Source organism: Streptomyces sp. NPDC127084 (genome assembly GCF_042724175.1).
GTDB lineage: Bacteria > Actinomycetota > Actinomycetes > Streptomycetales > Streptomycetaceae > Streptomyces.
The window spans coordinates 1-1,840 of sequence record NZ_JBHXFA010000298.1; the positions used below are offsets into that span (position 1 = coordinate 1).

Here is a 1,840-nt window from a genome sequence, read left to right on the forward strand (position 1 = left end):
GAGCCCGATGCTCCACCCGCCGCATCAGCACCATCGTCCAAGCCATCCACACACTCCTGACCCGCAACCATTCAGGATGAAAGAGGTTCACTGAAGGTCACAGGGTGTATGCGGTTCTGGTGGCGCTCCGTGATGATCGTAGGCTCCTGAGTCGGAGGTAGTGTGCTGCTGATCATGTGATTGGCGGTGTGGTTGTGGCGTTGGTGGAGCGGACGGCGTATCCAAGGTTCAAGCGGATCATCTCCGAGCGCGAGCTGGCGCAGTTCTTCACCCCGGGTGAGGCCGAGATTGCATGGGCGCGGTTGCGGACCCGCGAGCCCCCGGAGGCACTTCTCGCGTTGCTGGTGCTGCTGAAGTCCTGTGCCAGGCTGGGTACTTCCCTGATCTGGAGCAGGTTCCCGAGCGGGTCGTTGTCCGGGTCCGTGCCGTCGCCGGGTTGCCTGAGGATGTGGTGGCAGCGGTCGCTGGGCGGTCCGCGGAGCGCTATCGCGCCTGGATTCGGGAGTACCTGGGCCTGGTGCACGACCCTGCCCGTGCCCGGGAGATCGCCGTCACCGCGATGGAGGAGGCTGCGCCGGTCCGTGCATCGGTGGTGGACCTGGTCAATGTGGCGCTGGAGGAGTTGGTCCGCGCGGGACTGGAGCTGCCGGGGTTCTCGACGCTGGACCGGATGGCGGCTTCGGTCCGGACGCGGGTGCAGGTGCGGGGCCCACAACTCATAGCGTGGACTGTTTTGCTCCACCGTAGCACGATTACATTCACTAATGTACCTGTGCCGAGGGTTCTTGTTAACGGTGTTATTTCGCAAGCATTATTCGCGAAGCTCAGCCGGACAATATTCGGCGAAATAATCGGCGTACGTATCCGGGACTGCGGAGACGCACGCCGGTGCGCGTGGCTCTACGCCACGCGTCCGGCTCCGATGCCCACGTGGTGCCAAGGCCAGGGTCAAGGACGAGATACGGCGCTGTGGAGTCGGGACGTCGGTTGCGGCATGATGCCGGGCCGCTTTGTCGACGCGCCAGATGGTCATGCCGCTATGTCCTCCGGTGAGACCGCTACGGTGTCAGCGAGCAGGTGGACAGTGCGAAGCCAGCACAGCGTGCAGTACCCGCCCGGGTGGCTCCGGTGGCTCAGAGGGGCGACGCGTCCCCCTGCGTAGTTCGAGCAGATGATCAGTCAGCAGCGTGCCCTGGCCCACCAGAGAGGCGAGGCCGCGCAGAAAGGTCTCTACGCTTCCAGGGGATGGACATTCCCGGCGCCGCAGCCCGTTAGGGGGTGTTGTCGGCGCAGAGGGCGTAGGGGGTGAGGGTGAGGGGTTTTTGTGTTTCGTTTTGGCCGCTGACCAGCCAGGTGTCGTCGACGGGTTGGCTGGTGAGGTCGTCGGGGGCGGGTCCGGTGAGTTTGAATCCGCCGCCGGTGAGGACGCTGCCGCTGGGGCAGTCGACTGTGGCTTGTCCTGGTACGGCTCCGACCGTGACACCAACAGGCTGGGTGCCGACGGGGATGGTGGTGAGGACGGTGTTGTCGGTGGTGTTGATCACCGACACATTATTCGAGTCGACGTTGGTGACGTAGGCGCGTCCGCCGGCGGGGGAGACCGCCACACCCAAAGGCTGGGTGCCGACGGGGATGGTGGTGAGGACGGTGTTGTCGGTGGTGTTGATCACCGACACATTATTCGAGCCTTGGTTGGTGACGTAGGCGCGTGCGCCGTCGGGGGAGATGGCCACACCTCGAGGCCCGGTGCCGACGGGGATGGTGGTGAGGACGGTGTTGTCGGTGGTGTTGATCACCGACACATTGTCCGAGTCGAGGTTGGTGACGTAGGCGCGTGCGC

At 64.6% G+C, this 1,840-nt stretch carries 2 protein-coding genes; one reads left to right on the top strand and one right to left on the bottom strand.

Annotated features, from left to right (window positions below; all coding sequences use genetic code 11):
- Positions 1 to 292 precede the first annotated feature (292 nt).
- A complete protein-coding gene (locus ACFWI9_RS33390; protein ID WP_387168808.1) occupies positions 293 to 1,162 on the top strand; it encodes a DUF4158 domain-containing protein in 870 nt (289 codons plus the stop codon).
- 109 nt (positions 1,163 to 1,271) lie between these two features.
- On the opposite strand, the gene ACFWI9_RS33395 is transcribed toward ACFWI9_RS33390, so the two are convergent.
- On the bottom strand, positions 1,272 to 1,840 hold a 569-nt coding region (locus tag ACFWI9_RS33395), incomplete at its 5' end, for a YncE family protein (protein ID WP_387168810.1).

Excerpts from the sequence above, each read along its gene's own strand:
- ACFWI9_RS33390 (WP_387168808.1), top strand. The coding sequence starts at position 293 with ATGGGCGCGGTTGCGGACCCGCGAGCCCCCGGAGGCACTTCTCGCGTT.